The 25,435-nt window shown below is 62.6% G+C and carries 26 protein-coding genes; 17 read left to right on the plus strand and 9 right to left on the minus strand.

Annotation, left to right across the window (positions count from 1 at the left end):
- Positions 1–115: 115 nt before the first annotated feature.
- From AC0IYN_RS23205 to AC0IYN_RS23230, 6 genes are all read left to right on the plus strand, one after another.
- Positions 116–1,054, plus strand: coding sequence for an aliphatic sulfonate ABC transporter substrate-binding protein (locus tag AC0IYN_RS23205; protein ID WP_471843426.1), 939 nt, complete (start codon positions 116–118; stop codon positions 1,052–1,054).
- Positions 1,051–2,376 carry an LLM class flavin-dependent oxidoreductase gene (locus tag AC0IYN_RS23210; RefSeq protein ID WP_406599965.1) on the plus strand — a complete coding sequence of 442 codons (1,326 nt, stop codon included), beginning with the start codon at positions 1,051–1,053 and terminating at the stop codon, positions 2,374–2,376. Before AC0IYN_RS23205 ends, AC0IYN_RS23210 begins: the two co-directional genes overlap by 4 nt.
- A gap of 217 nt (positions 2,377–2,593) precedes the next feature.
- On the plus strand, positions 2,594–3,652 hold the full coding sequence (locus tag AC0IYN_RS23215) for an ABC transporter substrate-binding protein (RefSeq protein ID WP_471843428.1): 1,059 nt from the start codon (positions 2,594–2,596) through the stop codon (positions 3,650–3,652).
- The gene (locus tag AC0IYN_RS23220; RefSeq protein WP_457239490.1) at positions 3,639–4,628 is read left to right on the plus strand and encodes an ABC transporter permease; all 990 of its coding nucleotides are present in this window, start codon (positions 3,639–3,641) and stop codon (positions 4,626–4,628) included. The genes AC0IYN_RS23215 and AC0IYN_RS23220 overlap by 14 nt, the downstream gene beginning before the upstream one ends.
- Complete coding sequence (locus tag AC0IYN_RS23225) at positions 4,622–5,410, plus strand: ABC transporter ATP-binding protein (RefSeq protein WP_471843430.1); 789 nt, start codon at positions 4,622–4,624, stop codon at positions 5,408–5,410. The genes AC0IYN_RS23220 and AC0IYN_RS23225 overlap by 7 nt, the downstream gene beginning before the upstream one ends.
- A 2-nt stretch (positions 5,411–5,412) precedes the next feature.
- A complete protein-coding gene (locus AC0IYN_RS23230; RefSeq protein ID WP_457239492.1) occupies positions 5,413–7,695 on the plus strand; it encodes a molybdopterin guanine dinucleotide-containing S/N-oxide reductase in 2,283 nt (760 codons plus the stop codon).
- On the opposite strand, the gene AC0IYN_RS23235 is transcribed toward AC0IYN_RS23230, so the two are convergent.
- A complete protein-coding gene (locus AC0IYN_RS23235) occupies positions 7,672–8,526 on the minus strand; it encodes an AraC family transcriptional regulator (protein ID WP_406599960.1) in 855 nt (284 codons plus the stop codon). The two genes, AC0IYN_RS23230 and AC0IYN_RS23235, sit on opposite strands and share 24 nt — an antisense overlap.
- Positions 8,527–8,636: 110 nt before the next feature.
- Here AC0IYN_RS23235 and AC0IYN_RS23240 point away from each other — a divergent pair, with 110 nt between their 5' ends.
- A complete protein-coding gene (locus AC0IYN_RS23240; protein WP_406599959.1) occupies positions 8,637–9,047 on the plus strand; it encodes a hypothetical protein in 411 nt (136 codons plus the stop codon).
- Positions 9,048–9,452: 405 nt separating this feature from the next.
- Here the strand turns inward: AC0IYN_RS23240 and AC0IYN_RS23245 are convergent, their stop codons facing one another.
- Positions 9,453–9,800 (minus strand): hypothetical protein, encoded by a 348-nt coding sequence (locus AC0IYN_RS23245; RefSeq protein WP_078048891.1) that lies wholly within the window; start codon positions 9,798–9,800, stop codon positions 9,453–9,455.
- 90 nt (positions 9,801–9,890) lie between these two features.
- Here AC0IYN_RS23245 and AC0IYN_RS23250 point away from each other — a divergent pair, with 90 nt between their 5' ends.
- The 3 genes from AC0IYN_RS23250 (at position 9,891) to AC0IYN_RS23260 (ending at position 11,733) form a co-directional block, all read left to right on the plus strand.
- Positions 9,891–10,235, plus strand: coding sequence for a hypothetical protein (locus AC0IYN_RS23250; RefSeq protein ID WP_078048890.1), 345 nt, complete (start codon positions 9,891–9,893; stop codon positions 10,233–10,235).
- Between the two features lie 55 nt (positions 10,236–10,290).
- Entirely contained in the window at positions 10,291–11,199 is a 909-nt protein-coding gene (glsB, locus tag AC0IYN_RS23255; protein WP_457267217.1) for a glutaminase B, read from the plus strand.
- Positions 11,200–11,412: 213 nt separating this feature from the next.
- Complete coding sequence (locus AC0IYN_RS23260; protein ID WP_406599974.1) at positions 11,413–11,733, plus strand: hypothetical protein; 321 nt, start codon at positions 11,413–11,415, stop codon at positions 11,731–11,733.
- 134 nt (positions 11,734–11,867) lie between these two features.
- On the opposite strand, the gene AC0IYN_RS23265 is transcribed toward AC0IYN_RS23260, so the two are convergent.
- Genes AC0IYN_RS23265 through AC0IYN_RS23280 form a run of 4 tightly spaced genes read right to left on the minus strand, consistent with a single transcriptional unit; the run spans position 11,868 to position 15,329 of the window.
- Positions 11,868–13,136 (minus strand): NAD(P)/FAD-dependent oxidoreductase, encoded by a 1,269-nt coding sequence (locus AC0IYN_RS23265; RefSeq protein ID WP_406599975.1) that lies wholly within the window; start codon positions 13,134–13,136, stop codon positions 11,868–11,870.
- Complete coding sequence (locus AC0IYN_RS23270; protein WP_099491775.1) at positions 13,133–13,885, minus strand: amino acid ABC transporter ATP-binding protein; 753 nt, start codon at positions 13,883–13,885, stop codon at positions 13,133–13,135. Before AC0IYN_RS23270 ends, AC0IYN_RS23265 begins: the two co-directional genes overlap by 4 nt.
- A complete protein-coding gene (locus AC0IYN_RS23275) occupies positions 13,882–14,550 on the minus strand; it encodes an amino acid ABC transporter permease (RefSeq protein ID WP_034106261.1) in 669 nt (222 codons plus the stop codon). Before AC0IYN_RS23275 ends, AC0IYN_RS23270 begins: the two co-directional genes overlap by 4 nt.
- Entirely contained in the window at positions 14,547–15,329 is a 783-nt protein-coding gene (locus tag AC0IYN_RS23280; RefSeq protein ID WP_458375441.1) for an ABC transporter substrate-binding protein, read from the minus strand. Before AC0IYN_RS23280 ends, AC0IYN_RS23275 begins: the two co-directional genes overlap by 4 nt.
- Before the next feature lie 215 nt (positions 15,330–15,544).
- Between AC0IYN_RS23280 and AC0IYN_RS23285 the strand changes: the two genes are divergently transcribed.
- Positions 15,545–16,324, plus strand: coding sequence for an IclR family transcriptional regulator (locus AC0IYN_RS23285; protein ID WP_078048886.1), 780 nt, complete (start codon positions 15,545–15,547; stop codon positions 16,322–16,324).
- Positions 16,325–16,476: 152 nt separating this feature from the next.
- On the opposite strand, the gene AC0IYN_RS23290 is transcribed toward AC0IYN_RS23285, so the two are convergent.
- The 3 genes from AC0IYN_RS23290 to AC0IYN_RS23300 all read right to left on the minus strand — a co-directional run bounded on the left by AC0IYN_RS23290 (position 16,477) and on the right by AC0IYN_RS23300 (position 19,701).
- Positions 16,477–16,716, minus strand: coding sequence for a DUF6124 family protein (locus AC0IYN_RS23290; RefSeq protein ID WP_457267215.1), 240 nt, complete (start codon positions 16,714–16,716; stop codon positions 16,477–16,479).
- Between the two features lie 614 nt (positions 16,717–17,330).
- On the minus strand, positions 17,331–18,575 hold the full coding sequence (locus AC0IYN_RS23295; RefSeq protein ID WP_078048885.1) for a saccharopine dehydrogenase family protein: 1,245 nt from the start codon (positions 18,573–18,575) through the stop codon (positions 17,331–17,333).
- A gap of 28 nt (positions 18,576–18,603) precedes the next feature.
- On the minus strand, positions 18,604–19,701 hold the full coding sequence (locus AC0IYN_RS23300) for a carboxynorspermidine decarboxylase (protein WP_471843438.1): 1,098 nt from the start codon (positions 19,699–19,701) through the stop codon (positions 18,604–18,606).
- Positions 19,702–19,886: 185 nt separating this feature from the next.
- Between AC0IYN_RS23300 and AC0IYN_RS23305 the strand changes: the two genes are divergently transcribed.
- The 6 genes from AC0IYN_RS23305 to AC0IYN_RS23330 all read left to right on the plus strand — a co-directional run bounded on the left by AC0IYN_RS23305 (position 19,887) and on the right by AC0IYN_RS23330 (position 25,433).
- On the plus strand, positions 19,887–20,558 hold the full coding sequence (locus AC0IYN_RS23305; RefSeq protein WP_406599895.1) for a DUF2268 domain-containing putative Zn-dependent protease: 672 nt from the start codon (positions 19,887–19,889) through the stop codon (positions 20,556–20,558).
- Positions 20,559–20,787: 229 nt separating this feature from the next.
- Positions 20,788–21,807: a LacI family DNA-binding transcriptional regulator gene (locus AC0IYN_RS23310; RefSeq protein ID WP_368946298.1), complete on the plus strand. Its 1,020-nt coding sequence runs from the start codon at positions 20,788–20,790 to the stop codon at positions 21,805–21,807.
- Complete coding sequence (locus AC0IYN_RS23315; RefSeq protein ID WP_100490444.1) at positions 21,791–22,795, plus strand: ABC transporter substrate-binding protein; 1,005 nt, start codon at positions 21,791–21,793, stop codon at positions 22,793–22,795. The genes AC0IYN_RS23310 and AC0IYN_RS23315 overlap by 17 nt, the downstream gene beginning before the upstream one ends.
- The gene (locus AC0IYN_RS23320; protein WP_471843441.1) at positions 22,796–23,614 is read left to right on the plus strand and encodes an ABC transporter permease; all 819 of its coding nucleotides are present in this window, start codon (positions 22,796–22,798) and stop codon (positions 23,612–23,614) included.
- Complete coding sequence (locus AC0IYN_RS23325) at positions 23,611–24,405, plus strand: ABC transporter permease (RefSeq protein WP_406599891.1); 795 nt, start codon at positions 23,611–23,613, stop codon at positions 24,403–24,405. Before AC0IYN_RS23320 ends, AC0IYN_RS23325 begins: the two co-directional genes overlap by 4 nt.
- Positions 24,402–25,433, plus strand: coding sequence for an ABC transporter ATP-binding protein (locus AC0IYN_RS23330; RefSeq protein ID WP_457238892.1), 1,032 nt, complete (start codon positions 24,402–24,404; stop codon positions 25,431–25,433). The genes AC0IYN_RS23325 and AC0IYN_RS23330 overlap by 4 nt, the downstream gene beginning before the upstream one ends.
- The last annotated feature ends 2 nt before the right edge of the window (positions 25,434–25,435 follow it).

Genomic DNA, 25,435 nt, shown 5'->3' on the forward strand with positions numbered 1-25,435 from the left:
AAGATTCTTTCATCATTGCTCATCATTAATATAATCGAATCAACTTTACTGCCAGGCCTTACGCGGTTTTTTGGCATATGCAGCTCCCTTCATTTCTTCCACGCCAAGGCCTCCCATGACGTTCAAAAAACTAATCGCCGCCGCCAGCCTGCTGTTCGCCGCGGCGGCGGCCCATGCCGAGCAAACCCTGGACATCAGCTACCAGCGCTCATCCACGCTGTGGATCCTGCTCAAGCAAAATGGCCAATTGGAGCCGCGCCTCAAGCCCCTGGGGTTCACGGTGAACTGGCACGAGTTCAGCACTGGCCTGCTCAGCTCGCTGAACGCCGGCAGCGTCGACCTGCATGCGGATGTGGCCGACGCCTTCGCGCTATTCACCCAGGCCGCCGATGCACCGCTGACCTACTACGCCCAGGAAAACTCATCGCCGGGCGCCCAGGCGATCATCGTCCAAGACCAATCGCCGATCCATAGCATCGCCGACCTCAAGGGTAAGACTGTCGCGGTGTCCAAGGGCTCGGGCAGCAACTACCTGCTGATATCCGCGCTGAAAAAAGCCGGGCTGACCCTGGCCGATATCACCCCGCGTTACCTGGAAGCTCCGGACGGCGGGGCTGCCTTCGCCAATGGCAGCGTCGACGCCTGGGTGATCTGGGACCCGTTCCTCGCCACTCAACAATTGGATCACCACGTGCGTGTGATCGCCGACGGCAAGGACGGCCTGGCCGACTACAACCGTTTCTACTTGGCGACGACAACGTTCGCCAAGGCCCACCCGGACGTGTTGCAGGTGACCTTCGACACCTTGCGCGAGACCGGCCAATGGGTGAAGGCCCATCCCAAGGAAGCCGCCGACATCCTCGGCCCGCTGTGGGGCAATATCGCCCCGGCCACAGTGGAGCGCGCCAATAGCCGCCGCAGCTACGACATCATCCCGGTCAGGCTGGAAAACCTCGCCGAGCAACAACGCATCGCCGACACCTACTACGCCGCCAAGCTGATTCCCAAGCCGTTGAAGGTCAGCGCCATCACCGTGTGGACGCCCAAGCCATGAGCCGCCAAATCCATTTATCCGCGTTCCTGTTGAGTGGGCCGGTGGTGCACAGCCATGCGGTATGGCGCCACCCTGAAACGGTTGGCAATTACCTCGACCCTGAGTACTACGCACGGGTGGCCAAGGTGGTGGAGGAGGGGTTGTTCGACTTCCTGTTCTTCGCCGACCGCCTGGCTGTGGGCGACCAGATGGGCGGCTCCCGCGAGTTCGCCTTGCGCTACGGCGCCCAGGACGCCACGCGCCTCGATCCGTTGCCGATCCTCTCTTACCTGGTGGGCAAGACCAGCAAGTTGGGCTTGGGCGCGACGCGCTCCACCACCTATTACGAACCGGCGCACATCGCGCGTGAGTTTGCCACCCTCGACCACCTGTCCAAGGGCCGCGCGGCGTGGAATATCGTCACCTCGATGAACGACAGCGAAGGGCGTCTGTTCGGCAAGGACAAGCACCTGGAGCATGACCTGCGTTATGACCGCGCCGATGAGTTTGTCGAAGTCGCGCTGAAGCTGTGGAGCAGCTGGGGCAAGGACGCACTGAAGCTGGACCGCGAGAGCGGCGTGCTGGCGGACCCGGAACTGATCCGTTCGGTGCAGCACCAGGGCGAGTGGTTCAGGGTGGAAGGCCCGCTGAATATCCCCCGCACACCCCAAGGCCGACCGGTGCTGATCCAGGCCGGCTCTTCCGGACGTGGCCGGCGCTTTGGTGCGCGTTGGGCCGAGGCGATTTTCACCATTCATCCGCACTTGGCGGCGATGCGCGCGTTCCGCGATGACGTGCGCGCCCAGGTGGTGCAGCAAGGCCGTGACGCCGACAGCTGCAAGGTACTCACGGCGGTGATGCCGTTCATTGGCGGCAGCGAAGCCGAGGCCCGCGCCAAGCGCGATCAGCACAATGCGCTGGCCCGTCCGGAGCTGGGGCTGGTGACACTGGCCTCGCAGTTGAATGTGGACCTGTCGCCATTCCCACTTTCGGCGACCTTGGCCGAGATCGCGCAGTCGCCACTGATCCACCCGGCTGCGGCGGAAAAGCTCATGATGCAAGGCTCGGAAACCACCCTGGAACAACTCGGGCGCATCTTCGCCAGCAGCGTGCGCGTGCCGCAATTGGTGGGCACCGGCGCGCAGGTTGCCGACCAGTTGGCCGAGCTGTTCGAGCAGGGCGGCTGCGACGGGTTTGTGATTTCTCCGGGGTATCTGCCGGGCTCGTTCACCGAGTTTGTCGAGAGCGTGATTCCGCATTTGCAGCGCAAGGGCTTGTTCCGCACTGCCTACGAAGGGTCGACGCTGCGCGAGCACCTGGGCCTGGCTGGGCTGCAGGCTTGAGTGGCTGTTCATCTGATGTGATGAGCGGGCAGTTGTGGTGAGCGGGCTTGCCCCGCGCTGGGGCGCGAAGCGGCCCCATGACGGCCGCTGTGTTCTCGCAGGTAAAACGAGGTGGCCGGATTAGGGCTGCTTCGCAGCCCAGCGCGGGGCAAGCCCGCTCACCACAGAAGGGCTGCTCACCGGCTTTATTACTGAGTTGATAAAAGGGATATTTTGCATGGCTGACTTCGATCATTTTACCCGCCGCCGCCTGCTCGGCCTGGCCGGCATCACCCTGGCCGGCCTGTCGCTGCCACGCCTGGGCTTCGCCGCCGATGAACACGCCGGCCACAATACTTCACCGGAACCCGCCGGTACCGGCGAGTTCATCCGCCTGGATGCACCACGCAAGTTGAAACTGGCGGTCAACCTCAATGCCGTGTGCCTGGCCCCGGTCGTGATCGCCCACGGCCAGGGCTTCTTTACCAAGCACAACCTGGACGTGGAGTTAGTCAATTTCGGCAACTCTACCGAAGTGCTGCTCGAAGCCATTGCCACCGGCAAGGCCGATGCCGGCGTGGGCATGGCGCTGCGTTGGCTCAAGGCGCTGGAGCAGGGCTTTGACGTGAAGCTCACCGCCGGTACCCATGGCGGCTGCCTGCGTTTGCTCAGTGCCGCGAACGGCGGCGTGACCCAGCTCGAAGACCTCAAGGGCAAGGCCATCGGCGTGACCGACATGGCCAGCCCGGACCGTAATTTCTTCTCGATCCTGCTGAAAAAACACGGTGTCGACCCGGTGCGCGATGTGGAGTGGCGCCTGTACCCCGCGGACTTGCTCGGCACCGCGCTGGAGCGCGGCGAGGTGCAGGCAGTGAGCGGCAGTGACCCGTTCATGTACCGCCTGATCAAGTCCGGCGTGGCGCGTGAGCTGTCCACCAACCTGGTGGAGGAATACGCCAACCTCAGCTGCTGCGTGGTGGGTGTCACCGGCAAGTTGGTGCGGGAAGACAAGCGTGTGGTCGCGGCGCTGACCCAGGCGATTCTGGAAGCCCACGACTATTCCGTGCAGCACCCGGAGGAAGTCGCCAAGGGCTTCCAGGCCCATGCGCTGAACACCTCGGTGGAGGAAGTGCAGGCGATCCTCCACGACCATACCCACGGCCATCACGCGGTGGGCGCGGCGCTGACCCAGGAAATCCTCACCTACGTGACCGACCTGAAAACCGTCGAAGTGATCAGCAAGAGCACCGATCCGCTGGAGTTCGCCAAGGAGATCACCGCCGATGTCTTCAGCTGACGCAACGACCCTCAACCCGCCGCTGACCCTGAAGGTCGGGTGGCAGGGCGCAGCTGTGGTGACGGCCTGGCTGGCCGTCGCGCTGTTGATCAGTTACTGGCCCAACGCGACGCGCAACTGGCCGATGACCCAAGGCCTGGCCACGCTGTGCGTGGCTGTCGCCGCACTGTTCATCGGGCTGAGCCTGCTGGGACGCACGGTGCCAAAGCTGGGCCTGCGCCTGCGCAATGCCGGCCCCTGGCTGATTGCCTTGCCACTGCTGCTGGGCGTCTGGGAGTTGCTCACCGCCAAGCTGGCGTTGTTGCCGGTGCCGTTTTTTGCGCCACCCCAGGCCTTGCTGGCGGTGTACATCGAAGACTACGCACGGCTGGCCGACAGCCTGTTGCATTCGGCATTGCTGCTGGGCTCGGGCGTGGCCCTGGGCGCGATTACCGGGTTTATTGCCGGTGTGGCCATCGGTTGGTCCACGCGCATCGGTTATTGGCTGCACCCGGTGCTGCGCATCCTGGGTCCGGTGCCGTCGACGGCGTTGTTGCCGCTGTGTTTTTTCCTGTTCCCCAGTAGCTGGAGCGCCAGCGTGTTCCTGATCGCCCTGGCCACTTGGTTTCCGGTCACGGTGCTCACCTGGTCCGGTGTGTCGAGCGTGGACAAAGCCTATTACGACGTGGCCCGCACCCTTGGCGCCAAGCAAGGCTTCCTGATTTTCAAGGTGGCGATTCCGGCGGCGTTGCCTCACGTATTTGTCGGCGTGTTCATGGGCCTGGGTGCGTCGTTTTCGACCCTGGTGGTGGCTGAAATGATGGGGGTCAAATCCGGCATCGGCTGGTACCTGCAGTGGGCCCAGGGTTGGGCCGCCTACGCGAATATGTACGCCGCCTTGCTGATCATGGCACTCGCCTGCTCGGGGTTGATCACAGGGTTGTTCCTGGTGCGTGATCGGTTGCTGGCCTGGCAGAAAGGATCGATGAAATGGTAGCCCTGGCACACGTGGAATCGGCGTCGGAAGGTTTGGCGCTGCGCATAGACAACCTCAGCCATGGCTTTGCCCTGGACGGTCAGCACCTGCCGGTGCTGGAGCGGGTTTCCCTGGACGTGGCGCCCGGAGAGTTCGTGGCGCTGCTCGGGCCTTCGGGCTGCGGCAAATCCACCTTGCTGCGCCTGGTGGCCGGTTTGGAACCGGCGGATTCGGGACGATTGCTGGCCGACGGTGAAGCCATCACCGGGCCGGACCCGAGCCGCGTCGTGGTGTTCCAGGACCCGACCCTGTACCCGTGGCGCCGGGTGTGGGACAACGTCGCTGTCGGCCTGGAAGCCCAGGGCCTGCTCAAGACCTATTCGGCCAAGGTCGACGAAGCCCTGGAGAAGGTCGGCCTCAGCCAGTTCGCCCGGGCGTATCCACGGCAGCTCTCCGGCGGCATGGCGCAGCGCGTGGCCCTGGCCCGCGCGCTGGTCAACCAGCCGCGCTTGCTGATCCTCGACGAGCCCTTGGGCAAGCTCGACTCCCTGACCCGCATCACCCTGCAAAAAGAGTTGATCGACCTGTGGCAGCGCCAGGGCTACACGGCCTTGCTGGTCACCCACGATGTGGAAGAAGCCTTGCTGCTGGCCAACCGCGTGATCGTGTTCAGCGACCGTCCGGCAAAAATCCAGGCGCAATTGAGCATCGATCGGCCGTATCCTCGGCACCGGGATGATCCTTACTTGGTGGACCTGCGGCGGCAGATACTGGGCCTGCTCGGGCTGGGAGAAAACTGGTAGCCATGACCTTCACTTCGTTGCACTGGGGCGCCTATCGTCCGCAGGTCGTCGATGGCAAGTTGCAGGCGATGACGCCGGTGGACTGGGACAAAGACCCGTCGCCCATCGGTGCGTCAATCCCCGACGCCATCACCTCGCCGACGCGGATCTTGCGGCCTGCCGTGCGCCGCAGTTATTTGGCCGAGCCCGGCTCGCACCCCGAACTGCGGGGCCAGGAGCCGTTTGTCGAGGTCTCCTGGGCGGTGGCCCTGGACCTGGTCGCCCGTGAACTGAAAAAGGTCAAGGCCGAACACGGCAACCAGGCGATCTACGGTGGCAGCTACGGCTGGGGCAGCGCCGGGCGTTTTCACCATGCACAAAGCCAGTTGCACCGTTTTCTCAACCAGTTCGGCGGCTATGTCGCCAGCACCGACAGCTACAGCCTCGGTGCCGGGCGGGTGTTGATGCCGCATATCGTCGGCAATATGGACTGGCTGCTGGCGGCGCACACCTCCTGGAAAAACCTCGCCGAACACTGTGAGCTGTTCGTGGCGTTTGGCGGGCTGCCGGCCAAGAACGCCCAGACCAGCCCCGGTGGCGCCAGCGATCACCTGCTGACCGAGGCGTTGGCGGCGATGTCGGCGGCTGGCGTGCAGTTCGTCAATGTGAGCCCGTTGCGCGATGACCTGAGCGGCCCGGCCCTGAACCAATGGCTACCGATCCGCCCCGGCAGCGACACCGCATTGATGCTGGCGCTGGCCCATGTGCTGGTGACGGAAGGCCTGCACCACGAGTCGTTCATTCAGCAATACACCGTGGGTTACGACCGCTTTCGCGGCTATCTGCTCGGCGACACTGATGGTCAACCGAAAGACCCCGCGTGGGCAGAGGCACTGACGGATATCCCCGCGCAGCAGATCATCGACCTCGCCCGGCGCATGGGCCGCCAGCGGACGATGATCAACATCGCCTATTCCCTGCAGCGCTCGGTGCACGGCGAGCAGCCCTTCTGGATGACCGTAACCCTGGCGGCGCTGCTCGGGCAGATCGGCTTGCCCGGCGGCGGCTTTGGCCTGGGCTACGGCTGCATGAACAACACCGGCAGCGGCCGCAAAGGCTTCTCCGGGCCAAGGTTTTCCCAGGGGCTCAACCCGGTGAAGGCGTTCATTCCGGTGGCGCGCATCACTGACATGCTGCTCAACCCCGGCGCCGAATTCGACTACAACGGCAAACGCCAGGCGTATCCGGATATTCACCTGGTGTACTGGGCTGGTGGCAATATTTTCCACCATCACCAGGACCTCAATCGCTTGCTGGAGGCCTGGAAGAAACCGCGCACCCTGATCGTCCACGAACAGTACTGGACCGCCCAGGCCAAGTATTCCGATATCGTACTGCCGGCCACGACCGCCCTGGAGCGCAACGATATTGGCAGTTCGGCGTCGGACCGGTTCATGCTGGCGATGCAGCAAGCCATTGCACCGGTCGGCGAGGCGCGGGATGACTACTCGATCTTTGCTGACATCGCCGCGCGCCTGGGGTTTGCCGACACCTTCACCGAAGGCCGTGACGCCGGGCAGTGGCTGCGTTTTATCTACGACGAGTCCCGTGGGCGCGCTGAAGAACAGGGCATCGAGCTGCCGGACTACGATCGGTTCTGGCGTGACGGCGTGTTCGAAGTGGCCTATCCCGACACCGATACAGTGCTGCTCAAGGCCTTTCGTGACGATCCGCTCGCCCATCCCTTGCCCACGCCCTCGGGGCGGATCGAGCTGTTTTCCGAACGCATTGCGAGCTTTGGTTATGCCGACTGCCCAGGCCATCCGGTGTGGTTGGACAAGCCTGTGCCGGACTACCCGCTGCACCTGCTGTCGAACCAGCCGAAGACACGCCTGCACAGCCAGTACGACCACGGCAGCTACAGCCGTGCGTCGAAGATCCAGCAGCGCGAGCCGCTGACCATCAACGCGGACGATGCGCGTGCGCGGGGCATTGGCAACGGTGATGTGGTCAAGGTGTTCAATGGACGGGGGGCATTCCTGGCCGGGGTGGTTGTCTCCCATGACATCCGTCCGGGGGTGGTGCAGATCGCCACCGGCGCCTGGTTCGACCCGCAGACGCCAGGGCAGCGCAACAGCCTGGACAAGCACGGCAACCCCAACATGATCACTGCCGATGTCGGCGCCTCCAGCCTGTCCCAGGGCTGCTCGGCGCAGACGGCCACGGTGGACGTGGTGAAGTGGGACCAGCCGTTGCCGCAAGTCACCGCGTTTGTGCCGCCGCTACTCGTGCCGGGGCTCCTTTAGCGCGATAGCGCCTGGGGGCGGGCTGAACACCCCGGCGCGGTCCGCCAGGTAGCGCGCCGGCGGCTGCCCCACGGCCTTGCGGAACATGGTTATAAAGCCGCTGGCGTTCTCGTAACCCAGGTCCAGCGCGACCGTTTGCACGCTCTGGCCCTTGGCGAGGCGCTGCAACGACAGGATTACATGCAATTGCCTGCGCCAGCGGCCGAAGCTCAGGCCCATTTCCTCCAGCAGCAGGCGCGTCATGCTGCGTTCACTCATGCCGATGCGCACCGCCCATTGGCCGAGGGTCGCCTTGTCCGCCGGCTCGGCCAACAGGCTGTTGGCCAGGCGGCGCAAGCGCGGGTCCTGGGGCATGGGCAGGTGCAAGGCTTCAACGGGCGCGGCGGCCAGCTCATCCAGCAGGGTATTGATCAAACGCCCCTGGGCGCCGTGTTCGTCATACAGCTGCGGGAAACTCACGGCCTTGCTGATCAGCTCATGCAGCAGGCCCGACACCGCCAGGGTGCAGCATTGCGGGGGCAGGGCGCACGCCGCGTCGGGGTCGATCAACAGGCAATACACCTCCGCTTCGCCAGACCCGCGCGCCGCATGGGACGTGCCGCCGGGAATCCACAGTGCGCACTGCGGTGGCACGATCCAGATACCCGCTTCGATCTCGCAATGGATCACGCCGCGCAGGGTGTACATCAACTGACCCTTGCGGTGGGCGTGCTGGGCATGTTCCCAGGTGTCCGACGTACTGGTGGCGCCCACCGCCACCACGGCGCGGGGGAACACATCGGCGTCCTTGGCCATCAGCGGTTCGCGCATGTCCAGACGGTGGTGCTTCATGACGGGTCTCGCAGGTTGGCCGGATTGCGAAACAGTCTGGCTATTCTGTGCAATGCCGTCCAGTGGTCGGGCCCTTATAGTGAGATCAATTCTCAACAAGGAGCTCCGCCATGCGACTCGACAGCACAACATTCCCAGTGGTGAAAATCGTGTTTGACGCACCCAACGAGGGTGGGCAGGAGGATGCCTTCAGGGTCTTCGAAAGCCTGCTGGCGCGCCAGCAACCCTTCCTGCTGCTGCACGAAAAGTCCGTGGACGAAAACAATCACGAACACTCCCACGAGGAACGCAAGCAAGCATCGATCTGGATGAAGAAAAACAAGCAGGCGCTGCGCACCTACGTCAAAGGCATGATCCAGGTAGAGCCCAGTGCCGCGCAGCGCCTGGCGCTCAAGCCATTTGCGGTAATGTTCGGCAAGGCCTGGGGGTACCCGCTGCTGGTGGTGGAGTCCAAGGACCAGGCGTGGGCACTGGCGCGGGACGTGCTGGATGAACGGGTGTCGGATGTGGCGCATTTCTAAACGCTAGCCCCGCCCCGCTAACTACGATGCGAAGCGAGCCGCTCTTGATGTTGATCTGGCTTTTGATCTTAAGCGCCCCATCAAACACGCTGGCCGGAATTCGACAGGGATTTGGGGGGTAAACCGGCAGGGATGCCGGTTTAGCCGCCCCGCGCCATGGATGGCGCGTGGCGGCGGCCCCCCAAATACCTGTCGGATTACGGGCACACCGAGCCTAAGCGAGGTGCCGAGTGTTGGGGCAAGAGCGCTTTGGTTACTTTCGCGCTTTTCGAAAGTGACCCGCCGTAAGGGCGGAACCATTAGCAGCCGTTACCCAAATAACGGATATGTACTCGATCAGATCCAACATCCAGGCCAGCTGTCAGGCCGCCTTCGCCGGCAAGCCGGCTCCTACAGGATTGTGAGTCAGTCCACGCAGATCGCCCGGCCCAACTGACCTTTCTCCACCGTCGCCGAGCAGCCGAAGTGCCCGTTGTCCACCTGACACGCGCCCGTCACCGGGCCGTTGCCGGACTGGGTGGTGACGCTGGTCTGGCACTCGCCTTCGCACTGGCTCGAATCAGTACAGGCCTTGCCCGCGTCCTTGTACGGCGTAATGCATTTCCAGCTCTGCAACTTGCCGACTTGCTTCATGGTGCCACCACCGGCCAGGCATTCGGACGCCGTGGCATCCTGGGCGGGCGGAGTAGGGTGGGAGGCGGTGGAGCAGGCCGATACCAGCAGCAGGGCGGCCAGGCCGATCATCAATTTCATGCAAAAGTCCTCGTGGAGTAAGCGCAACGGTGCAGTGTACGGGCAATTGGACTACTTTGATTGACGAGCGATCCCTACCCGGTACTTGCCATGCGCACGTTATGGAAACGGTATATGGCGTTGTTGGAAAACGATCTGAGCACGCAGATTTTCGACAACGTGAAAAACCTGCTGGTGTGTGCACTGCTGTTTGCGGCGGGGACCAACACGTTGCTTGGGCAGCGTGACTTGTTCATCGGCGTGTTCGCCTCCAGCGTGGCCGGCTGGGGCCTGATCATCCTGTCCACGCTGCTGATGCTCTTGAACGTCAGTGACGGCATCCGCCGGCTCGCCAAGCTGCGTTATCACTTGGCGCTGCAGTTATTGTTGATTGTGTTTTACCTGGTGGTTGCCGAGCGGGTGGTAGAGATTGTGTGGGGCTTCCGCGCGCATTGAAGTATCCTCCGCGGCCCGCTTACCACCGATTCAAAGACAGATGACAGGACAAGACATGCAGGCGATGCTCTCGTCGATCCTCGACGAAGTGCGCCCCCTGATCGGCCTCGGCAAAGTCGCCGACTACATCCCCGCGCTGGCTCACGTGCCCGCCAACCAACTCGGGATCGCCGTGTACGGCAACGACGGCTCGGCCTATTGCGCCGGTGATGCCGACACGCTGTTCTCGGTGCAGAGCATCTCCAAGGTGTTCAGCCTGGTGCAGGCCATCGACCACGGTGGCGAAACCATCTGGGAACGCCTGGGCCACGAGCCTTCGGGGCAACCGTTCAACTCCATGGTGCAACTGGAATTCGAACGCGGCCGTCCACGCAATCCATTTATCAATGCCGGCGCGCTGGTGATCTGCGACATCAACCAATCGCGTTTCGCCGTGCCGATTTTATCAATGCGCGACTTCGTCCGGCGCCTGTCGGGTAACCCGCAGATCCTGGTCAACAGCGTCGTCGCCGAGTCCGAAGCCCAGCACGGCGCGCGCAACGCGGCCATGGCCTACCTGATGAAATCCTTCGGCAACTTCCACAATGACGTGGACGCGGTGCTGCACAGCTACTTCAACTACTGCGCGCTGCAGATGAGCTGCCTGGACTTGGCCAGGGCCTTCAGCTTCCTGGCCAACGAAGGCGTGAGCGCCCACAGCGGCGAACAGGTGTTGACCGCGCGGCAGACCAAGCAAGTCAACTCCATCATGGCCACCAGTGGGCTGTATGACGAGGCGGGCAATTTTGCCTACCGCGTGGGGTTGCCGGGCAAAAGCGGGGTCGGCGGCGGGATCGTCGCGGTGGTACCGGGGCAGTTCACGGTGTGCGTGTGGTCGCCGGAACTGAATGCAGCGGGGAATTCACTGGCGGGGATGAAGGCGTTGGAGTTGTTGAGTGAGCGGATTGGGTGGTCGGTGTTTTGATGGCGATTACCGCAATCCCCACCCCAAAAAACCATCAGGCTTTGCGCGGTTTTACGAACAGATCGAGCATCAGAAACAAGGCCCCGGCCATAATTGCGGTTATCGACTCACAACCTGAAACGCTGATCGAACGTTTCCGAGAAGTGCGAATGCAGGCGGCCAGTGATAGGCTGCAGCCCAGGATTTTCAATCGCTACTCCAATGGATCTCGTCATGGCCTATGAACTGCATATCGCTCGTACGCAAAGCAACCTAATCGCATTTGAAGAATGGCGCGCGCTGTGCGCCGATGACCCTTCAATGGAGTTGCAGGATGAAGTGACGGCCGTTAATCCCACCACGGGCGCGACCATTTCCATGAGTGGTAACCAGACCGCGTATTGGACCTCCCCCACGACCCAACAGGCTTACTATTTCGACTACCGCCGTGGCGAAATTTCCTTCGTGTACAGCGATGAAGCTATCGTAAAAGCGAAGTCCATTGCCCAGGCGCTCGCCGCCAGGATCAGGGGCGATGAGGGGGAGGAATATTGAACACTCGGTCTTCCAGAAAAAAGCAGACCCAGTGTGGGAGCTGGCTTGCCTGCGAAAGCGGTCCATCAGCTAGCACATCCCGTGGCTGACACACCGCCATCGCGGGCAAGCCGGCTCCCATATGGGGGCCGTGTTCAGCTCACATTGAGCCGATCCAACAAGCTGTACCACGCCACACCCGCCCCAATATAGAACCGCTGTAACCCGTGCATCGGCAAGCGCTGCAGCGGCGTCACCGGGTAGGCGAACTCCGCCTGGCTGTCACACAACTTGCCCGCCAGTTGCTGCCCCAGGCTGGTACACAGTGCGATCCCCCGGCCATTGCAGCCCAGCGCCAAGGTCAGCCCCGGCGCAGGCTGGTGCACATGGGGCATGAAGTCGCGAGTGATTGCGATACGCCCGGCCCAGCGATACTCGAATTCCAACCGTCCCAATTGCGGAAACAGCAACGCCAGCGAGCGTTCCAAGTGGGCGAAATCCGTGGGTGAAGTGGGGTCGTTGAACAGCCCGCGCCCGCCCATCAGCAAGCGGCCATGGCTGTCTTTGCGAAAGTACAGCAGCAGCCTTTGTGCGGTGGAGACGGTCTCCTGGCCCGGCAAGATGCTGTCCGCCGCGCGCCCACTCAAGGGTTTGGTGGCGACGATAAAACTGTTCGCCGCGAGGATGCTCTGCGCCATGCCCGGCCACAGGTTGCCGCTGTAGCCATTGGTTGCGAGGACCACTTGATCGGCGCTCACCTGTGCGCCGCCGGCCGTCTGCAACTGCCAGCCCGAACCCTGGCGTTGCACGTCCGTCACTGCGCTTTGCCCATGAACCCGCACACCCGCTGCCAGCGCCGCGCCCACCAATCCACGGGCATAGGCCAACGGCTGAATTGCACCGGCGCGGCCATCCAGCCAACCGCCGGCAAATGCGTCACTGCCCATGCGCGAAGCCACCGCCGCCGCCTCCAGGCGCTGCACCGGCACACCGCGCCGGGCCCACTGATCCGCCCGTGCGTGCAGCCCGGCGACGCCTTTTTCGCTGTAGGACACCTGCATCCAGCCTTTGCGTACCGGCGCGCAATCAATGCCATGTTTTTCGATCAGCCTGAACACCAGGTCGGCCGAATTCGACACGGTCGAGATCAACGGCTCGGCGCGCTCCGGTCCGTACATCTGCACCAGTTGTTCAGGGTCGTATTTGAGCGTGGGGTTGACCTGCCCACCGTTGCGCCCGGACGCACCCCAGCCCGGCTCGTTGGCTTCCAGCACGCACACGCTCGCGCCGCGTTCGGCCAGGTGCAGCGCCGTCGATAGGCCGGTATAGCCGGCACCGACAATCGCCACGTCCACCTTCACCGATTCGCTCAACGCAGGCGTCGGCACCACCGAAGGCGCAGTCGCCGACCACAATGACTTCATGACAGGCTCCGCGTATCGCCAGTGGGGTGCAGCACCCGTCGCAAAAAGTCCTGGGTACGCGGATGTTGCGGGTTGCCCAGCACGTGCTCGGCCGCGCCGCTTTCGACGATATAGCCGCCGTGCAGGAAGCACACGCGGTCGGCCACTTCGCGGGCAAAGCCCATCTCGTGGGTAACGACGATCATGGTCATGCCCTCATCCGCCAGGGTGCGCATCACCGCCAGTACATCACCGACCAGTTCCGGGTCGAGGGCCGAGGTGGGTTCGTCGAACAGCATGGCTTCGGGTTTCATCGCCAGGGCGCGGGCGATGGCCACGCGTTGTTGCTGGCCGCCGGAGAGTTGCTCCGGGTACGCATCGGCCTTGGCGCTCAGGCCGACTTTTTCCAGCAGCACCAGGGCTTCTTCGCGGGCCTGCTTGGGCGGTTCGCCTTTGACATACACCGGGCCTTCCATGACGTTTTCCAGCACGGTGCGATGAGGGAACAGGTTGAAGCGCTGGAACACCATGCCCATGCGGCTGCGCAGGGCGTGCACGGTCTTGCTGGCGCGCTGTACGGTTTCGCCGAACACGTGGATGTGTCCGCCGTCATAGGCCTCCAGCGCGTTGATGCAGCGCAGCAGGGTGGATTTGCCCGAGCCCGAGGGGCCGATCAGGCACACCACTTCACCCTTGGCCACGTCCAGGTCGACACCGTGCAGCACGCGGTGGCTGCCGTAGTGTTTTTGCAGTTGGCGAATCTCGATCATGCTTTTTTCCTCCGGCCCAGGTGCTGTTCCATGCGGCGTAGGCCATACACCAGCGGCAGGCTCATCAGCAGGTAGAGCAGGGCGACCAGGGTGTAGACGGTCATGTTCTGGAAGGTCGACGACGCAATCAGCTGGCCCTGGCGGGTCATCTCGGCGACGGTGATGGTGGAGACCAGCGACGAGTCCTTGAGCATCATCACCAGGGTGTTGCCATACGGCGGCAGGGCGATGCGAAACGCTTGCGGCAGGATCACCCGGCGCATCATCAGCGCCGAGCGCATCCCCAAGGCTTCGGCGGCTTCACGCTGGCCCTGTTCGACGGCAATGATGCCGGTGCGGAAGTTCTCGGCCTGGTACGCAGAGTAGGCGATGCCCATGCCGATCACGCCCGCGTAGAACGCGGTGAGGTGCACGCCCATGTCGGGCAGCACGAAGTAGATGTAGAACAGCTGCACAATGATCGGCAGGCCACGGATCACGTTGATGATGGTGCTCGCGGTCCATGACAGCGCACGGATCGGCGACAGCTTGAGCAACGCCAGCACCAGGCCGATGGCGCTGCTGAGCAGGAAGGACAGCACGGTGATCTGGATCGTCACCCAGGCGCCTTGCAGCAGGATCGGCAAAAAGTCCTGGGCGTTTTGCAGGAACTCCGCCGGGTTCATGGGCGCACCTGGGTATCAAGTCCCCACTTCTTGAGGATGCTGTCGAGGGTGCCATCCGCCTTGATGCTGGCGATGGCTGTATTCAAGCGTTCGAGGGTCTGCGCATCGCCCTTGCGCACCACCAGGCACACTTCGCCGACGTTGGTGGGCTTGTAGTCGGGGGCCAGTTTCACGCCTTTGAACAGTTTCTGGCGGATCTGGTAGGCCACCACGGGCTGGTCTCCCACGGCGGCCTTGATGCGGCCCAGGGACAGGTCGCGGACCATCTCGCCGATGGAGTCATAGGTGCGGATCTCCTTGAAGATCCCGAGCTTGTTCAACTGGTCGTAGAAGACGGTGCCGGCCTGCACGCCGACCACTTGGTCCTTGAGGGGCGTGAGATCGGGGTAGGCCGTGTTGTCGTCGGCATTGATGATCAGGCCTTCACCGTAGGCATACACCGGGGCGCTGAAGTCGACCACTTTGGTGCGCGCTTCAGTCTTGAGCATGCCGGCGGAAATGAAGTCGAGCTTGCCGGACGTGAGGGAGGGGATCAGCGCGGCGAAGTTGGTCTGCTCGATCTGGCTGGTGAAACCACCGGCCTTGCCCACGGCCTCTGCCACATCAACCATCACGCCCTGGATGCTGTTGCTCTTGATGTCGAGGAAGGTAAACGGCGAACCACTGGCCGTCGCACCGACTTTGTACGAGGACGCACTCTCGGCGTGCACAACGCTGACGCACAACGTGGCACAGAGACCGAAGGCAAGGCGGCGAAACAAGGGCGAAAGACTGTTCATCGGGTTACTCCAGAAGGAAAACGGAAAGTCAGTACCGCGAGCGGCTGCCGATGAAATCGCAAGCTCTGTGCCATTTCGATTGGTAAAAATCGTATATCAGTATAGAAAATCGACAAAATGAACCATTCGTATCGGTATGCGATATTAAGTGGTCTATTTTTGTGATTTGAGGTAGAAATATCGCCACGCCTGATCGACCTGACCGCGAGTCCGCCATGTCCGAAGAACGCAACAGTCTGCACAACCAATCCCTGGAAAAAGGCCTGTCGGTGCTCAAGGCATTCAGCGCCCAGCGCCGCAGCATGAGCCTTGCAGAGGTGGCCGAGGCCGCCGGCATGACCAAAAGCTCGGCCCAGCGCATGGTGTTTACCCTCGAAAGCCTGGGTTACCTTCGGAAACACTCCCGCACACGGCATTACCAACTCACCCCCCGGGTGCTGGAGTTGGGCTTCAGTTACTTGGATGCGCATTCGTTGATCGAGGTGGCCAACCCGTTTCTGTCGGAGCTGACGCGGTTGACCGGCGAGACGTCGTGCCTTACCGAGCCTGCGGGCTACGACATGACCTACATCGCGCGTTTCGTCAGCTCGGGCTTCGTGCCCGTGCACATGCCGATCGGCTCGCGGGTGCCGATGTATTGCACGGCGTCGGGACGCGCCTATCTGAGCGCGTTGCCGCAGGAGGAAGCGCTGGTGTTGATCGAGAACAGCCAGCGCATTGCGCACACCAGCCAGACATTGACTGAAGTCGACAAGATCCTGGAGTCGTTGCAACAGGTACGCGAACAGGGCTATGCAGTGAACGGCCAGGAGCTGTTCCTGGGCGACATGACCATCGGTGCGCCAGTGCTGGGCGCCAATGGCCGCCCGGTGGCAGCGGTGCATGTGGTGGCACCGACCAGTCGGTGGAGCAGGGCGGATGCCGAGCGGCAGCTGGCGCCGGCGTTGTTGCAGTGTTCGAGGGCGTTGAGCAATTCGGCACGGAACCTCGAATAACTCCACTCTCACATCCGCTGCAGATCAACTGTAGGAGCCGGCTTGCCGGCGATGGCGGTGGATCAGCTAATACATTCGGCACTGACAGATCGCTATCGCAGGCAAGCCAGCTCCCACAGTTGAGCTTCATTGGTTTCGAGTGTGTTGTTCGATCAGGCCGCCGGATGAGTCTGATCCAACGCTTTGTCTACCAACAATTGCACACCTTCAAGCATGCGGCAGATACCCAGCGCTACATTGCGTTGAGCACCCTCGACTTCAAAGGCGAGATGGGCGGCGATGTCGTTGAGGCAGGCCAGGTCTTGCGAGGCATTGGCCAGCAGGGTTTCGCTGCCCAGTTCGGGGCGGAGGGTGAAGGGAGTTGCTGGGGGATTGGGACTGTCTTTGATCATGGTGGAACTCCGTTGACAAGTGGAGCCGCCAGCGTTCGCGGTCAAACGAAGAGGGTGGCAGCTGTACGCGGGTTGACCGACCGGTTGTCAACGAACCCGGCATACCCGAAGGTATCCCGCGCACAACTGCCGCGACACAATACCTCAGGCACAAAAAAACGCCTAAGACGGGTGCAGGGCGTAGCAGTTCGTTAACAAGGTCGGACGGTCAAATCCGGCCGCTGAATGGACAGCGACGGAAAGGAGGTTAGCCAGCGAAGTTCCCAGAGACAACCTGAAAGCCTTGTGGGAAATCTCTGAACACAGCAATGAGCCATGTGGAAGGGGGCTTGCTCTGATGCCAGTCAGTTAAGGAAACGACAGGCAGCCACATTCTTGTGGTGAGCGGGCTTGCCCCGCGCTGGGCTGCGAAGCGGTCCCAAAGCCAGACAACTGTGCGCTTCCTGGACGAACGCGTGAGCCGAGTTATGGCCGCTTCGCAGCCCAGCGCGGGGCAAGCCCGCTCACAACAGAGGTTGTATTGCGCTTAACTGCTTGGCATTAGAGCAAAACCCCGTCCAACAAAAAATGCGCCCCTGGAGGCGCATTTTTTTGTTCGGGTCGCTATCGCCTAATCAGGCAATCGCATCCCACGCACGATCACCGTTCTCGTCTTTAATGCGAGTCGGCAACCCCATCACATCCAGCGCTTTCAGGAACGGCTCAGCCGGCAGTTCCTCGACGTTGGCCATGTGCTTCACGTCCCACTCGCCACGGGCAACCAGCAGCGCAGCGGCAACCGGTGGAACGCCAGCGGTGTAGGAGATGCCCTGGCTGTCGGTCTCGGCAAAGGCTTCTTCATGGCACGCCACGTTGTAGATGAACATCTCGTGGGGCTGGCCATTTTTGGTGCCTTTGACCAGGTCGCCGATGCAGGTCTTGCCGGTGTAGCCAGGCGCGAGCGAAGACGGGTCGGGCAGCACGGCCTTGACCAGTTTCAGCGGCACGACTTCCAGGCCTTCGGCGGTGGTCACCGGTTTTTCGGAGAGCAGGCCGAGGTTTTTCAGCACGGTGAACACGTTGATGTAGTGTTCGCCGAAGCTCATCCAGAAACGCACGTTGGGCACGTCGAGGTTTTTCGACAGCGAGTGCACTTCATCGTGGCCGGTGAGGTAGAGGTTCTGCGAACCCACGACTGGCAGGTCGTCGGTGCGTTTGACTTCGAACATGGTGTTGCTGGTCCACTGGCTGTTCTGCCAGCTCCACACCTGTCCGGTGAATTCGCGGAAGTTGATTTCCGGGTCAAAGTTGGTGGCGAAGTATTTGCCATGGGAGCCGGCATTGACGTCGAGAATGTCGATCGAATCAATGCGGTCGAAATGCTGTTGCTGCGCCAGCGCGGCATACGCGTTGACGACACCCGGGTCGAAGCCCACGCCAAGGATGGCGGTGATGTTCTTCTGTTTGCACTCTTCCAGGTGGTTCCACTCGTAGTTGCCGTACCACGGCGGGGTCTCGCAGACCTTGCCCGGCTCTTCGTGGATGGCGGTGTCGAGGTACGCAACGCCGGTGTCGATGCAGGCCCGCAGGACCGACATGTTGAGGAACGCGGAGCCGACGTTGATGACGATCTGCGATTCGGTCTCGCGGATCAGGGCCTTGGTCGCTTCCACGTCCAGGGCGTTCAGCGCGAAGGCTTGGATATCGGCGGGAACCTTGAGGCTACCCTTGGCCTTGACGCTGTCGATGATGGCCTGGCATTTGGAGATGTTGCGCGACGCGATAGCAATACGACCGAGTTCGTCGTTGTGCTGCGCGCACTTGTGGGCCACCACCTTGGCGACACCTCCTGCACCAATGATAAGAACGTTCTTTTTCAATTGCTTTATCTCTCCTTTATCCGCCAGCTTACGAAAGGCTGGACAGGTAGTCGTCGTAACCAAATTCACGAACCATCTCGACTGTACCGTCGAGTTGTTTCACTACGATGGACGGCATTTTCAGGCCGTTGAACCAGTTTTTCTTGACCATGGTGTAGCCTGCGGTGTCGATGAACGACAGCCGATCGCCGATGGCCAGCGGACGATCAAATTGGTACTCGCCGAAGATGTCCCCGGCCAGGCAGGATTTGCCGCACACCATCACAGTGTGTTCGCCATCGCTCGGCGCCAGCTTGGCGTTGAGGCGGTAGATCAGCAGGTCCAGCAGGTGGGCTTCGATGGAGCTGTCGACCACGGCGAGGTTCTTGCCGTTATAGAGCGTGTCGAGCACGGTGACTTCCAGGGAGGCGCTGTTGGTGATCGCCGCTTCGCCGGGTTCCAGGTACACCTGTACGCCGTATTTTTCGGAGAAGGCTTTCAAGCGCGCGCAGAACGCGTCCACCGCGTAGTCTTCACCGGTGAAGTGGATGCCGCCGCCGAGGCTGACCCACTCGACCTTGTGCAGCAGCGCGCCGAAGCGTTCTTCGATGGTGCCGAGCATCTTGTCGAACAGGCTGAAATCGCCGTTCTCGCAGTTGTTGTGGAACATGAAGCCGGAGATCTGCTCGATCACGCCTTCGATCTTCACCGGGTCCCATTCGCCCAGGCGGCTGAACGGACGCGCCGGGTCGGCCAGCAGGTAGTCGGAGCTGCTCACCTGTGGGTTGACGCGCAGGCCGCGGGTCTTGCCTTCGGAGCGTTCGGCAAAACGCTGCAGCTGGCTGATGGAGTTGAAGATGATCTTGTCGCAGTTATCCAGCATTTCTTCGATTTCGTCGTCGGCCCAGGCCACGCTGTAGGCGTGCGCCTCGCCTTCGAACTTCTGGCGGCCGAGCTTGAGCTCATACAACGACGACGAGGTGGTGCCGTCCATGTATTGCTGCATCAGGTCGAACACCGACCAGGTGGCAAAGCACTTGAGCGCCAGCAGAGCCTTGGCGCCGGACTGTTCGCGCACGTAAGCAATCTTCTGCATGTTGACCAGAAGCTTCTGTTTATCGATGAGGTAGTACGGCGTTTTGATCATTTTTGAGAGCCTGCGGCGGTGCCTGCCAAAAAAGGACACGCATTGTGCCCGCACTTGGATCGAATCGAAAGGTTAGTGGGCGGATTTTGCTGCGCTGCTTTTAAACTGACCCATGGATGTGACAGCTCAACGGTATGATGAGCCGCTGCCGTGATGGAACCCGGTTTGGACGACGAGAGGTAAGAATGGACGCATGGACACTGCATTGGCTGGAAGCTTCGGGTTCCCTGGCGGCGTTTCGCCAGGCACTGACGCAAGAATTCGACATCGCCTACCAGGCCATTTCCCGATGCCTGCCGGCGCCGCGCCTGGATGTGCTCCTCCAACGCCTGCCCGGCGAAACCATCGCTGAGCTTGGCCTGGTCGGGCGTGCGTATCGCAGCACGATGTTCTCGCTGACCCTGGATCCCGACAACCCGAACTTCGCCGCCAGCCTTGAGAGCGGGGCTGTGCGCCGGCATATCGTGCACGAGGTGCACCATTGCCTGCGCATGGCCGGGCCGGGGTACGGCTGGACGCTGGGGGAGGCGCTGATCAGTGAAGGCCTGGCCGGGCAGTTTGTGCAGCATGCACTGGGCAGCGAGCCGGAGCCGTGGGAGAGGGCGCTGAGCCTTGAAGCCTTGCAGGCGGCCCCGGTGAATATGACTGAACTGGCAGCGAACCACTACGATCACAGCGCCTGGTTCTTTGGCACCGGCGACAAGCCCAAATGGCTGGGGTATGCGCTGGGGCACCACATGGTCGGCCGATGGTTGGCCACCGCAGGCATGCCTGATGCGACCACCTGGGTCAACGTGCCTGCCCAAGACATCCTGGCGGTTGCGGCGGGGCAGGGACTGGTGAAACAGACCTCATGACCACCGCCGATCCCCTGTAGGAGCTGGCTTGCCTGCGATGGCAGAGTATCAGTCACAGCAGAAGTGTCTGACCCACCGCTATCGCAGGCAAGCGACCACCTCTAAACGGCACCCGTCGCAATAAGGTGATGGGCCATCGATGACATCAAATTGTCATCTCCTCACCACCTGGCTGCCACATTCCCTCGCTACTGTCCTCGCCAATGAGATCGATCTCAAGCGAGTGACAATGACTGACCTGAAAGACGTAGCAAGGCTGGCCGGGGTCTCCCGCGCCACCGCCGCCCGCACCTTTGCCTCCCCCGACCAGGTGCGCCCGGCCACCCGCGAGCAGGTGTTCGCCGCCGCGCGGGAGCTGGGCTTTCGCCCCAACTTGCTGGGCCGCCAATTGCGCCTGCAAACCACCCAGTTGATCGGCGTGGTGGTGCCCAACTTGCTCAACCCGGTATTCGCTGAACAATTCCAGGCCATGGAGCGCGCGGCTCGGGCGCGTGGCTATAGCCTGTTGCTGGCGACCACCGACTACGACAGCGAACGCGAAAGCAGCGTGGTGGAAGAACTGCTGCGCCAGCGCGTCGATGGCCTGGTGCTGACGGTCACCGATGCCGAAAGCAACAGCGTGCTCAGCAGCCTCAACACCGAACAGACCCCGTTCGTGCTGGCCTACCACCAACCGAGCAACCCCAACTACAGCGCCGTGTCGGTCGACAATCGCGCCGGCATGGCCCTGGCCACGCGTTATCTGCTGGAAGCCGGCCATCGACGCATCAGCATGGTCGCCGGCCCTGCACTGCAATCCGACCGTGCCCGCCTGCGCTACGCCGGTTATTGCGATGCCATGCGCGAATACGCCCTCGACCCCCGCCCGGTGATTGAAATGCCGGCCCATACCCAGGCCGAGTTCGCCGCCATAGAACCCTTTCTTCAAGGCCCCGGTGCGCCCACCGCGCTGGTGTGTTCCAACGACTTCCTGGCAATCAGCCTGATCGCCGAACTGCGCCGCAACGCCTGGAATGTGCCTGAACAACTCTCGGTGATGGGCTTCGACGGCATCAGCCTCGGCACCCAGATTCACCCGACCCTGTGCAGCGTGGTGCAGCCCATCGCGCTGCTCGCCAGCACCGTGATTGACCAACTGCTGGCGCAGATCGCCGGCAACGCCCCGATTTCCCACTGCCTGCCTTGCCATATTCGCCCCGGCGACAGTACCCAACCCCATGAGGAGACCCTAGATGCGCGCACTCAGTAAAACCCTCGCCGCCGTGCTGCTGTGCGGAGCGGCCAGCCTGGCCCAGGCCGCCGACACCGCAATTTGCTACAACTGCCCGCCGGACTGGGCCGACTGGGGCACCCAGCTCAAGGCCATCGCCGCCAGCACCGGCGTGCAGGTGCCGCTGGACAACAAGAACTCCGGCCAGTCCCTGGCGCAGTTGGTGGCAGAAAAAGCCGCACCGGTCGCCGACGTCGTGTACTACGGCGTGACCTTCGGCCTGCAGGCGCAAAAAGCCGAGGTGGTCGGCACCTACAAGCCCAAGGCCTGGGACCAGATCCCTGCTGGCCTCAAGGACCCGGCCGGCCATTGGTTCGCGATCCACTCCGGCACCTTGGGCATCATGGTCAACGTCGACGCGCTCGGTGGTTTGCCGGTGCCGCAAAGCTGGGCCGACCTGCTCAAGCCTGAGTACAAAGGCATGGTCGGTTACCTCGATCCCTCCAGCGCCTTCGTCGGCTACGTCTCGGCTGTGGCGATCAACCGCGCCCTGGGCGGCGACCTCGACAACTTCGCCCCCGCCATCGACTACTTCCAGAAACTGGCGAAAAACGCGCCCATCGTGCCCAAGCAAACCGCGTATGCACGGGTGCTGTCCGGTGAGTTGCCGATCCTGGTGGACTACGACTTCAACGCCTACCGCGCGCGCTACAAAGACAAGGCCAACGTCGCCTTCGTGATCCCCAAGGAAGGCAGTATCAGCGTGCCTTACGTGATGAGCCTGGTCGCCAACGCGCCACACCGCGCCAATGCGGAAAAAGTCCTCGACTTCGTGCTGTCGGACGAAGGCCAGGCGCTCTGGGCCAAGGCCTACCTGCGCCCTGTGCGCCCAATGAAAATGCCGGCGGACGTGGCCGCACAGTTCCTGCCCGACAGCGACTACGCCCGTGCCGGTGTGGTGGACTACGAAAAAATGGCCGCTGTGCAGGAGGCCTTCGCCGCCCGCTACTTGAACGAGGTCAAGTAAGTGGCTGCATCGGCAAGACAGGCAGCCTGGGCACTGGCCCCGGCCTTTGCGGTACTGCTCGCGTTCTGGCTGTTGCCGCTGGCGCACTTGGTGCTGCTCGGTGCGCAGAGCCGCGACAGCAACGGCAGCGGCTATTGGCAGGTGCTCAGTAGCGCGCAGTATTTGGGCAGCCTTGGGCAGACCCTGGTGCTGGCGGTGGTGGTGACGCTGGTGGCGCTGGTGATCGGCGGCATCAGCGGCGTGTTCCTCGCCCGCCAGCAGTTCTTCGGGCGCTCGGCGCTGGTGGCGTTGCTGACATTTCCCCTGGCCTTTCCTGGCGTGGTGGTGGGCTTCCTGGTGATCCTGCTGGCCGGGCGCCAGGGCTTGTTTGCCACCCTGGGCCTGCAACTGGCGGGTGAGCGCTGGATCTTTGCCTACTCGCTGGCGGGGTTGTTCGTGGGCTACCTGTACTTCTCGATTCCACGGGTGATCCTCACGGTGATGGCAGCGTGCGAAAGCCTCGACCGCAGCCTGGAGGAAGCCGCGCATTCCCTGGGTGCCGGGCATTGGCGCGTGGTGTGCGATGTGATTGTGCCGGGCCTGGCGCCGGCACTGGCGTCGTGCGGGGCGATCTGTTTCGCCACGTCCATGGGCGCCTTTGGTACCGCCTTTACGTTAGGCACGCGGCTGAATGTCACCCCGGTGGCGATCTACAACGTGTTTACCAACTACGCCAACTTTGCCGTGGCTGCCGCGCTGTCGGTGGTGCTCGGCGCGGTGACCTGGGCCGTGTTGCTGCTCACGCGGCGCCTGGTGAAAAACGCGGGGACTGTGCTGTGAAACGCTCATCGCTGTTTGTGCTGCAACTGCTGTTCACCCTGCTGGTGTGCGCCTTCATGCTGGTGCCGGTGCTGATGTCGCTGCTGGCCGGGCTGACCCGCAACTTCTTTGTCGGCCTGTCCAGTGGCCTGACCTTCGACTGGTTGGTCCAGGTATGGCAAGCCTATTCGCCCACCGTGTGGCTGTCCCTGCAATTGGCCCTGGCCTGCGCGGTGTGCGTCTGCGTGATTGGCGTACCGGCGGCCTACGCATTGGTGCGCCTGAACAACCGCTTCAGCCGCGCCTTTGAAGAACTGATGGTGCTGCCGGTGGCCATGCCGGGTTTGGCCAGTGCGCTGGCGTTGCTGCTCACCTATGGCCAGTTCGGCAGCTTTCGCAGCAGTTGGGTGTTCATTCTGGTCGGCCACGTGCTGTTTACCTTGCCGTTCCTGGTGCGCCCGGTGATGGCGGTGATGCAGCGCCAGCAATTGCCGGTGCTGGAGGAGGCGGCGGCGAGCCTGGGCGCGGGGCCTTTCAAGCGGTTTTTTTCCGTGGTGGTGCCCAACTGCCGCGCGGGGATCCTGGCGGGTGTGTTGATGGTGGTCACCTTGTCCCTGGGTGAATTCAACCTGACCTGGATGCTCCACACGCCGATGACCAAGACCTTGCCCGTAGGCCTGGCGGACAGCTACGCCTCGGCGCGCCTGGAAATTGCCAGCGCCTACACCCTTATCTTTTTGCTGATGATCGTGCCGCTGCTGATTGCGTTGCAGGCCATCAGTGCCCGTTTGTCCCGTGGAGAGCGTCGATGACCGCTATCACTATCCGCCTGCAAGGCTGTCGCAAGGCGTTCGCCGATGGCACCGTGGCCGTGCATGACTTGAACCTGACCGTCGAAGGCGGTGAAACCCTGGCGATCCTTGGCCCATCCGGCTGTGGCAAAACCACGACCTTGCGCCTGATCGCCGGCCTCGAACGCCCGGACGTGGGCCAGGTGCTGTTTGGTGACCAGGACGTGACCCGCCTGCCAATCGAGCGCCGCGATGTGGGCATGGTGTTCCAGAACTACGCGCTGTTTCCCAACCTGGATGTGGCCGGGAATATCGTCTACGGCTTGAAGATTCGCGGCCTGTCGGTGCCTGACCGCAACCAGCGCTGCGACGAGTTGCTGGAGCTGGTGGGCTTGCAGAACCACGGCAAGCGCAGCATCCACGAGCTCTCCGGCGGCCAGCGCCAGCGCGTGGCCCTGGCCCGTGCCTTGGCGCCGCGCCCCAAGGTGTTACTGCTGGATGAGCCGCTGGCGGCGCTCGATGCGCAACTGCGCGAACGCCTGCGCAGCGAGTTGAATGAACTGCTGCGCGGCCTTGGCATTACCTCGGTCTTCGTCACCCACGACCAGGGCGAAGCGATGGCCCTGGGCGACCGCATCCTGGTGATGGAGCACGGCCGTGTCGCCCAGTTGGCCAGCCCGCGCGACATCTACCAGAAACCGGCCAACGCCTTCGTCGCGGGGTTTGTCGGCAACCTCAATGCCTTCGCCGTGATCGCGTCGTCGGCCCATGGCTTGAAAGTCTGTGGCGGTGAACTGCCGTGGCACACCGCTGACCTGCCCAGCACCGTCTACTGCCGCCCCGAACACCTGCGGGTAATGGAGGGTGAAGGGCACTTGCACGGTCATCTGTTGGCGCAGTTCTTCCAGGGCGCGCAAAGCCGTCTGCTGGTGGATGTGGGCGGCCCGCAGCCGTTGCTGGTCGACAGCAGTGATAACCAGCTGTACGCCGTCGGCGCGCCGATTGCCCTGGCGATTGCGCCGCACATGTTGTTCACCCTGAATGCCTGAGA

This window comes from Pseudomonas sp. AC112 (genome assembly GCF_979253545.1).

Coding starts and splice junctions, on each gene's coding strand:
- AC0IYN_RS23205 (WP_471843426.1), top strand. CDS start 116: ATGACGTTCAAAAAACTAATCGCCGCCGCCAGCCTGCTGTTCGCCGCG.
- AC0IYN_RS23210 (WP_406599965.1), top strand. CDS start 1,051: ATGAGCCGCCAAATCCATTTATCCGCGTTCCTGTTGAGTGGGCCGGTG.
- AC0IYN_RS23215 (WP_471843428.1), top strand. CDS start 2,594: ATGGCTGACTTCGATCATTTTACCCGCCGCCGCCTGCTCGGCCTGGCC.
- AC0IYN_RS23220 (WP_457239490.1), top strand. CDS start 3,639: ATGTCTTCAGCTGACGCAACGACCCTCAACCCGCCGCTGACCCTGAAG.
- AC0IYN_RS23225 (WP_471843430.1), top strand. CDS start 4,622: ATGGTAGCCCTGGCACACGTGGAATCGGCGTCGGAAGGTTTGGCGCTG.
- AC0IYN_RS23230 (WP_457239492.1), top strand. CDS start 5,413: ATGACCTTCACTTCGTTGCACTGGGGCGCCTATCGTCCGCAGGTCGTC.
- AC0IYN_RS23235 (WP_406599960.1), bottom strand. CDS start 8,526: ATGAAGCACCACCGTCTGGACATGCGCGAACCGCTGATGGCCAAGGAC.
- AC0IYN_RS23240 (WP_406599959.1), top strand. CDS start 8,637: ATGCGACTCGACAGCACAACATTCCCAGTGGTGAAAATCGTGTTTGAC.
- AC0IYN_RS23245 (WP_078048891.1), bottom strand. CDS start 9,800: ATGAAATTGATGATCGGCCTGGCCGCCCTGCTGCTGGTATCGGCCTGC.
- AC0IYN_RS23250 (WP_078048890.1), top strand. CDS start 9,891: ATGCGCACGTTATGGAAACGGTATATGGCGTTGTTGGAAAACGATCTG.
- glsB (WP_457267217.1), top strand. CDS start 10,291: ATGCAGGCGATGCTCTCGTCGATCCTCGACGAAGTGCGCCCCCTGATC.
- AC0IYN_RS23260 (WP_406599974.1), top strand. CDS start 11,413: ATGGCCTATGAACTGCATATCGCTCGTACGCAAAGCAACCTAATCGCA.
- AC0IYN_RS23265 (WP_406599975.1), bottom strand. CDS start 13,136: ATGAAGTCATTGTGGTCGGCGACTGCGCCTTCGGTGGTGCCGACGCCT.
- AC0IYN_RS23270 (WP_099491775.1), bottom strand. CDS start 13,885: ATGATCGAGATTCGCCAACTGCAAAAACACTACGGCAGCCACCGCGTG.
- AC0IYN_RS23275 (WP_034106261.1), bottom strand. CDS start 14,550: ATGAACCCGGCGGAGTTCCTGCAAAACGCCCAGGACTTTTTGCCGATC.
- AC0IYN_RS23280 (WP_458375441.1), bottom strand. CDS start 15,329: ATGAACAGTCTTTCGCCCTTGTTTCGCCGCCTTGCCTTCGGTCTCTGT.
- AC0IYN_RS23285 (WP_078048886.1), top strand. CDS start 15,545: ATGTCCGAAGAACGCAACAGTCTGCACAACCAATCCCTGGAAAAAGGC.
- AC0IYN_RS23290 (WP_457267215.1), bottom strand. CDS start 16,716: ATGATCAAAGACAGTCCCAATCCCCCAGCAACTCCCTTCACCCTCCGC.
- AC0IYN_RS23300 (WP_471843438.1), bottom strand. CDS start 19,701: ATGATCAAAACGCCGTACTACCTCATCGATAAACAGAAGCTTCTGGTC.
- AC0IYN_RS23305 (WP_406599895.1), top strand. CDS start 19,887: ATGGACGCATGGACACTGCATTGGCTGGAAGCTTCGGGTTCCCTGGCG.
- AC0IYN_RS23310 (WP_368946298.1), top strand. CDS start 20,788: ATGACTGACCTGAAAGACGTAGCAAGGCTGGCCGGGGTCTCCCGCGCC.
- AC0IYN_RS23315 (WP_100490444.1), top strand. CDS start 21,791: ATGCGCGCACTCAGTAAAACCCTCGCCGCCGTGCTGCTGTGCGGAGCG.
- AC0IYN_RS23330 (WP_457238892.1), top strand. CDS start 24,402: ATGACCGCTATCACTATCCGCCTGCAAGGCTGTCGCAAGGCGTTCGCC.